Here is a 7,679-nt window from a genome sequence, read left to right as displayed (position 1 = left end):
TGAGCCGAAGCTCGGAAGTTGTCACCTGCGGGACCGGCTGAGCTGGTGAATGGGGACGGTCGAAGCATCCTGGTTGTCACCAACGAGGCATCTGACTTGTCACAGATGCTCATTCAGCAGTCTTTCTGTCACCAGAAGCGAAGATCGGGAGATTGAGGTCGTCCGCGGCGCTTCGATGAGCTCATGGCCGCTACACGTGCTGGGTCGGGAAGGGTAGTCGAAGCCGCTGACACTGGGTCCGTCTGGTCGCATCGGTGCAGCTGGGAGGACCTTTTCGTGCCGACGGACGTCGTCGCGGGTAGGTCCGGTCTGGATCTGGGCGGCGGCTGGACGAGACGGTGGGCGGTCTCGTGGCGGGTCGGCGGGGACGATGCGTCCTGTTCGGTGCACGATCTCGTACAGGAGCCGGTGCTCACGAGCGACCCGATGCGGCACTTCACCTGGCGCCGGGACCAGCGTCACCGTCCTGGCCTGCAGTTCCTGACCAGCACCGGCCGGCACCACGGTGCGGAGAGCCTGGAGGAGAGCCGGGTGCTGCTGGCGCTGGACTTCGCCGGCGACGTGGTGGACGTCGTCTCGCAGCCGCTGAAGATCTCCTTCGCCACCTGCGGGAAGGGCCGCTCCCACACCCCTGACTACCTCGCGGTGACCCGCGGCGGCGTCTGGCTGATCGACGTACGCCCCGAGCCGTTGATCAAGGAGGCGGACCGGGAGTCGTTCGCCGCGGCCGCCGAGGTGGCCGTCGCCTGCGGCTGGCGCTACGCGGTAGCGGCCCGCTGGCGCGAGCACGCCTTCGCAGGGCTGGACGCGATGGCGTCGCGGCGCCGGCTGAGGTCCGATCCGCTGGGGCTTCGGCCGGTGCTGCTCGCCGAGGCGGCGGGCGGGCGGAGGTTCGGCGAGCTCGCGGTGGCGACGGGCTGCGAGCCGGTCGCCCGGGCACAGCTGCTACACCTGCTGTGGTCGAGGCAGCTGGGCGTCGATCTGGCCTGCCCGCTTGGAGACCGCTCGCTCGTGATGCCCGCCGGGGAGGCGGGCCGGTGACCGCGGCGGCGGTGCTGGACCTTTCTCCCGGCGCCGGGCTGGTGCTGGACGGGACGGAATGGACGGTTGAGCGGCGCGAGCCGCACCTGGGGCGGGTGCAGTTAGTGAAGGACGACGGCACCCGCGAGCGGGTGACGTTCCGGTTCCTGGCCAACCATCCGCAGTGCCGGTCCTCGTCGCGGACGTCGGCGGCGGGGGCTGACCGGGGCCGCCAGCGCAAGGCGTCCGAGGACCTGAAGGCGGGCCGGCTGGAGCTGACCGAGCTGCGGATGGCCCACCTGCTGGAGGTGGCGACCGGGTTCCGCTCCGGCGACCCGTTCCACCCGGGCCCGGGCGAGCCGAAGCCTGAGTACGATCCGGCGACGACGACGCTCACCGAGCGCCGGCACGCGAAGGTGGCGGAGCTCGCGGCCCTGGATCCGCAGCACGCGAGGCTGCTGGGGCTGGGCTCGGTCGGCTACCGGACGCTGATCCGGTGGGAGAACGCCCGCCGCCGGTTCGGGCTGGTGGGCTGCGCGGACGACCGGTGGCTGCGCCGCAGCGGCGGAACCCGCACGGTTTCCGAGCCGGTGAGGGAGGCGGTTCTGGCGGTCCGCGAGGAGACGCAGCGGATGGCGAAGGTGTCGATGCGGACCAAGGACCGCATGATCCGCCAGTACGTCCGCGAGGAGTTCGGTCCCGAGACGAAGGTGCCCAGTTACGACACCCTGCGCCGGCTCTGGCAGGAGTGGTTCGGCCCCGGCGGCGCCCGGCAGCGCTACGCACGCTCGGCCGACCTGCCGGAGTCGGAGGGGCACGTCCTGGTGCACCGGCCGGGCCAGGTCGTCGCGCTGGACACCACGGTGCTACCGGTGATGGTCCGCGAGCACGTCTTCGGCGACCCGGTGAAGATGCACCTCACCCTGGCCCTGGACGTCTGCACGCACTCGCTGGTCGCCTTCCGGCTGACGCTGGTCTCCGACACCTCGGTGGACGTCGCGATGGTGCTGCGGGATGTGACGATGCCGCTGCCGATGCGGGCGGACTGGGGCGAGGACCTCGAATGGCCCTACCCCGGCCTGCCCGCCGCGGTGGTGGCCGAGTTCGCCGGGCACGCGGTGGCCGGCCTGCCGTTCTTCACCCCGGAGACGGTGACCACCGACCACGGATCGGTCTATCGCAACCACCACCTGGTCGAGGTCGAGCGGGTGCTCGGCTGCCAGGTTCTGCCCGCGCGGGTACTGCGGCCGACCGACAAGGCCGCCGTCGAGCGGGCGTTCGGCGTGATCCGGCAGCTGCTGTTCGAGCACCTGATCGGCTACACCGGCGTCGACGTCGCCGACCGCGGAGCCGACCCGGCCGCGGACGCGGTGCTGACCGCCGACCAGCTCGAGCACCTGATCGCGACCTGGATCGTCGGCGTCTGGCAGAAGCGCAAGCTGGGCGAGTACGCGCCGGCCTGGGATCCGGATGGCTCGCACAGTCCGAACTCGCTGTTCGCGGCGTCGTTCGCGCAGACCGGCTTCGCGATGGACATCCCCTCCCCGGAGCTGTTCTACGAGCTGCTGCCCGCTCACTACGTCCGCATCGACAAGCGCCGCGGGGTGAAGATCCGCGGACTTTGGTACGACGACACCGACGTCCTGCGGGACTACCGCGGCGAGCTGTCGACGCGGGGCGGCAAGCACAAGGGCAAGTGGCTCATCCGCCGTGATCCGCGGGACCGGCGCCAGGTGTTCTTCCAGGACCCGCTCAGCCATGCCTGGCACCCGCTGCCCTGGACGGGCATGCCCCGGGCCGGGCAGATGCCGGCCTTCGGGGACGCGCGAGCCAGCGCCCTGCTCGCGAAGGCCGCGACGGCCGGGCTGAAGCCGAAGTCGGACACCGAACTGCTGCCGGTGCTGCTGGAGCTGATCGGCTCGCACATCCCGGTCAGCAAGTGGCCGACCCAGCTGAAGAAGTCCCAGCGCACCGAGCACGCCCGCGAGGCCCACCAGGCCAGGGCCGCGCAGGCCGACCGGCCGCCGAGCCCGCCGGCCCCGGCCCCGCAGCCTGCCGCGGTCCCAGTGCCTGCCGGGAAGGAGACGGCGACGGTGCTGAGCTGGCCGGGCCGGGCCCGCCAGACGCAGGACGCCCTCGCCGGGGAACGGCGCCGACGGCGGGAAACGGTCCGGCCCGCGCCCGTCCCGCCGCCCGAGCTGGGTCACAGCTTCCGGGCCCGCAGCGTGTTCGTCCTGCCCGAGGACGACCTGGAGGAGGACCGTGGTGGACCAGACGACGCCGGATGAGCACGCGGTCGTCCCGTTCCTGCGGGCCGGCCCGCCGCCGGACCGCACCCGCTGGGAAGGCTGGCAGCAGTGGCGGAAGATCCGCGGCACCTTCGTGCCCGCTCCCCGGCTCACGCCGGCGGACTACCAGAGCCTGAGCCTCCGGCGCCGGGCTCTGCACGACCTGCACCGCACCGCGACGCACGTCAACATGCGGCTGCAGGAGACACCGATGAGCGCGCGGGTCGCCAACCTGATGCGCGGCCGGCTGCAGAACAACGCGGTGAAGTTCATGCCCGGCACCCGCGACGGCCTGATGATCAACGGCGGCGGGTTCCAGGGCAAGACCGAGACCGCCTGCGACGCGGCCGCGTCCTTCGAGGACGTCTGGCGCGAGGTCCACCACCAGCTGCTGCCCGGCCCCACCCCTGGCACCCGGGATGTGTTCGTGCCCGTCGCCTACTGCCGCCTGCCTGTCCGCGCGACACCCAAGGGCCTCTGCAAGGCGATCTTGAACGTCTACGGCAATCCGCACCCCGGAACCCTGGACGACCTGGTCAGAGCGGTGCGGGACGCGATCCGTGACCATCACACCACCGCCCTGCTGATTGACGACATCACCCGGCTCCGGCTCCACCGCGAGGACGACCAGGACACCCTCGACCTGATCCGCGAACTGATGGACCTCAACGTCACCCTGATCCTGATCGGCGTGGACATCCCCGGCTCCGGCCTCCTGCGCGGCGCCTACGTCGACCAGCGCACCGGGCAGTGGGTCTTCCCCGACCACGGGCGAGGCGGGCGGCACAGCACTGCGGCGGCCACGCAGACCGGCCGCCGGTTCGACATGGTCGATCTCGACCCGTTCGACTACTCCACCCCGGCCGGCATCACCGCCTTCCTCGACCACCTGGCCGGCATCGAGGACCAGCTGCGGCTCCTGCGGTCCTTCGAAGGCATGCTCACCAGCGGCGAGATGCCCGAGTACCTCTTCGGTCGCACCCGCGGTGTCGTCGGCCTGCTGCGGCGGCTGATCGAGGACGGCTGCACCGAGGCGATCCTCACCGGTGAAGAACGCCTCACCCCGGAACTGCTCGCGAAGACCACGATCCACCTCGGCAACCTGGACGACCTCGACCCCGGGGCCGGCGAGGTCCCCGACATTCCGCAGAACACCGCCCCGCCCACGAAGTCCAAGCCCCGCGGGCGCGGACGCAACACGGTCCTCGACGACCGCGGGAACAGGCCGGCAGCAGGTGACTGATATGGCCATGAGCTCCGGGCTGCGGCCCTTCGGACTCAGCCTCGACCCTCTCAAGGGCGAGTCCCTGGCCGGTTTCGTCCTGCGGCTGGCCCACCGCCTGCACATCTCGCCCCACGAGCTCGCCCGGCTGACCGGCCTGACCGAACAGGACCGGCTCGGGCGAGCCCGGGCCTCGCTTTCGACCCTGCTGAGCCCAGCCGAGATCAAGAACTTCGCCGCCACCACCCGCCTGGACCCCCGCGAGGTCCGCGCGATGACGCTGGAACCTCTCGCCTCCCGCTATCCGCCGGCGGCCCGCAGCGTCGCCAACGTGCGGGCCGGCAAGGTCTACTCCATGCACACGGACGGATGGCTGTTCGCCACGACCGCCCGTTACTGCCCTCGCTGCTTTGCCGGCGACGGCTCCGACATCCAGAACGCCCACGGCGGGCCCTGGCAGATCCTCTGGCGCCTTCCGGTCGTCTTCGCCTGCCCGCTCCACGAGGTGTTCCTGGAACACCTCTGCCCCCACTGCCACAAACCGGTCAACTTCAGCAGCAGAGCCCAGCTGTTTCCCCGTCCTGCCGCCTCCAGAGTCCACCCTGCCCACTGCCGGTCTTCCACGGATCAGGACATCCCGACCAGCCGGCCCGGCGCCCCCTGCGGGGCACCGCTTGCGCACGACCCACTGCACCATCACCGGCCCGGACCCGCCCTGCTCGCGCTTCAGCACAAGATCCTTCGACTACTCCGGCCGGGCGGTCCGAAACAACCGGCCCAGCAGTACTTCACCGAGCTCATCCTGCTCGCGGGACTGGTCATGATCTGCTGGCCGCGCGTCCAGCCGGTCGGCACCACCCGCCAACTCGCCGAAGCCGTCGCCCAGCACCTCGCCATCCATGAAGGAACCGACTCCCGTCCCTACCGCTCCACCGGGGCGCCCGTCGACGCGTTCGCCTGCGCCGGCCTCCTCCAGGTCACCGATCGCCTCCTGGCCGCCGACGACCTGCGCGAAGCGCTCTCCGCGCTCGCGCCCGAGGAGAACCGGACCCGCAGCGGGATCCCGCCCACACGGCACCTGATCTGGGACAAGAGCTTCAAGAAGCACCGCAGCGCATGCTCCGAACGCTTCCAGCACGCCGCCGACACGATCGTTCCCACCTTCCGACGCACCGGCAAAGGCGGACTCCGCCTCCCCTCCACCGGCGTCGGCCTGCAACCCGAACACATCCCCGCGTTCTTGCCCCAAGCGCTCGCCGAACATCACCTCAACTTCCTCTCGGCCATCGCCCCCAAGATGCGCCGACGCAGCGCCTCGGTCTTCCTCGTCCGGCGCGCACGCGGCGGCAGCCTCGATGAAGCCGCCCAGTTCCTCGGGATCAACCCCCAGGGCAAGAGGAACGGCTACACACAGCTGCTGAACCGCCATCTCCGCGCCAGCGGTACGGCCCGCGACTTCGAACAGGCCCTCGACGCCATTACCGCCGAACTCCTCGCCAGCCCTGTCATCGACTACCAGCGCCGACGCGAGGCCCTCGCCACCTGGACCCTGGAACCCGAGAACTGGCAGCACATCCTCGCTCAGCTCCCGGTCCTCACAAGCCACCGAAAACCCATCAGCGACGACCGCAGACGCCTGGCCGTCAGCGCCTACATCTGGACCCGCGCCACCGAAGGCGAGCCCGACTTCGCCCCCTGCCCGCCACACATCGCCCCCGATCCAGCGCTACGCGCTGTCTGGACCCGAGAGCGGCACAACGTCTTCCACTGGCTCCACAAAGCCGACCACCAGCCCTACTACGGCGCCCTCAAGCCGCTGCTCGAAGACCACGCCAGGCTTCTGGCCAAGGCGATCGACAGACGCTGAGCCTGAGCGTGATGGGCGAGGTCAGGACCGCGCGGTCCGGAACGCCAAATACCGACGGAAGGCTTCGTGGCTGTCGGGGGTGAAGCGCCACTCCAGCAGAGCCGACCGCAGCTCCGGCTCGGTCAGCCAGCCATGCCAGGCGACCTCATCGGGATCGGGGACCACGGCGTCCGGCACCACGGCTTCGTGCACGCCGAGCCAGTGAGGGCTCAAGCCGCTGCGGTTGATGAACGTGAACAGCAGGCGCGGCAGCGCACGAATGCCCAGCTCTTCGGCCAGCTCTCTCGCGGCGGCCTGTTCATAGGACTCGCCGACATTTGCGGCACCACCGACCTCGACCTCATAGAGCCCGGGGAAGCGCGATACCTGCTCCGACCGCCGGTGGACAAGGATCCGTCCACGCTCATCACGACACACCGTCACGGCGACTCGGTGCAGCCAACCCTCCTGGATGGCCTGCCGGCGGCTGACCACCATCCCCAGCACACGATCTTGATCGTCGACACGCTCCACCAGTTCATCCACGACGCACACCCTGGCAGAGCCCACTGACATTGACGCTTCCCTGAGCCCGCAGAGGCTGACCCAGGAGAAATCCCGGTCCTCACACACCTGATCGACCGCACCGGATCTTCTACTCTGCCTGTCCACGTGGCCCACACGGCGCTAGCGTCAAGTCCATGATCGTATGGCTCAACGGCACCCACGGCGCGGGCAAGACGACGACCAGCGCGCTCGTCCAGCAGCTGATCCCGGACTCCCGGGTGTTCGACGCCGAGAAGGTCGGCGAGACACTCATGGACATCAAGCCAGGACTGCCCGCGACGGACAACTTCCAGCACTGGCCGCCATGGCGGCCCCTCGTGGTCGAAACCGCCCGACGCATCCTCGACTACACAGGCGGAACCTTGGTGATGCCCATGACCGTCCTGGTCGAGCAGTACTGGCGCGAGATCAGCTCGGGACTTGCCCGGCACGAGCTTCCGGTCCGGCACTTCGTCCTCCATGCCGACCAGGACACCCTCCGCGCGCGCATCGCGGGCGACACCGTGCTCGGCCCCAACTCCCCGTTCCGTCTCCGATACCTCGAGCCCTACGCCGAGGCGGCCCGCACGTGGCTGCACGCCGAGGCGGAAGTCGTCGACACCACGCACCTAACCCCCGCCCAGGCTGCCCAGCAGATCGCAGAGGCCGTCAAGAGTTGAGAGGACGGCCTTCCGGCGCCGCACCTCCCAGGTGACAACAAGACTGCCTATGTGACAACTACCGTGCTTCGGCTCAT

General features: G+C 70.1%; 6 protein-coding genes. 5 read left to right on the top strand and 1 reads right to left on the bottom strand.

The features are described from left to right. The first annotated feature begins 384 nt into the window (after positions 1 to 384). From ALMP_RS18140 to ALMP_RS18125, 4 genes are read left to right on the top strand one after another with little or no spacing between them, the layout of a single operon-like run. Complete coding sequence (locus tag ALMP_RS18140; RefSeq protein ID WP_264929475.1) at positions 385 to 1,041, top strand: TnsA-like heteromeric transposase endonuclease subunit; 657 nt, start codon at positions 385 to 387, stop codon at positions 1,039 to 1,041. Then, positions 1,038 to 3,308, top strand: a complete 2,271-nt coding sequence (locus ALMP_RS18135; protein WP_264929473.1) for a transposase — start codon at positions 1,038 to 1,040, stop codon at positions 3,306 to 3,308. The genes ALMP_RS18140 and ALMP_RS18135 overlap by 4 nt, the downstream gene beginning before the upstream one ends. Beyond that, on the top strand, positions 3,286 to 4,551 hold the full coding sequence (locus ALMP_RS18130) for an AAA family ATPase (RefSeq protein ID WP_264929471.1): 1,266 nt from the start codon (positions 3,286 to 3,288) through the stop codon (positions 4,549 to 4,551). The genes ALMP_RS18135 and ALMP_RS18130 overlap by 23 nt, the downstream gene beginning before the upstream one ends. 1 nt (position 4,552) lies before the next feature. Beyond that, positions 4,553 to 6,397: a TniQ family protein gene (locus tag ALMP_RS18125; RefSeq protein ID WP_264929469.1), complete on the top strand. Its 1,845-nt coding sequence runs from the start codon at positions 4,553 to 4,555 to the stop codon at positions 6,395 to 6,397. A 21-nt stretch (positions 6,398 to 6,418) separates the two neighbouring features. Here the strand turns inward: ALMP_RS18125 and ALMP_RS18120 are convergent, their stop codons facing one another. Continuing rightward, a complete protein-coding gene (locus ALMP_RS18120) occupies positions 6,419 to 6,952 on the bottom strand; it encodes an NUDIX hydrolase (protein WP_264929477.1) in 534 nt (177 codons plus the stop codon). Between the two features lie 125 nt (positions 6,953 to 7,077). Between ALMP_RS18120 and ALMP_RS18115 the strand changes: the two genes are divergently transcribed. Then, a complete protein-coding gene (locus ALMP_RS18115; protein ID WP_264929467.1) occupies positions 7,078 to 7,602 on the top strand; it encodes an AAA family ATPase in 525 nt (174 codons plus the stop codon). Positions 7,603 to 7,679: the final 77 nt, after the last annotated feature.

It is taken from the genome of Streptomyces sp. A012304 (genome assembly GCF_026008495.1).
Taxonomy (GTDB): domain Bacteria; phylum Actinomycetota; class Actinomycetes; order Streptomycetales; family Streptomycetaceae; genus Streptomyces.
This window is presented reverse-complemented; position numbering and strand designations above follow the sequence as displayed.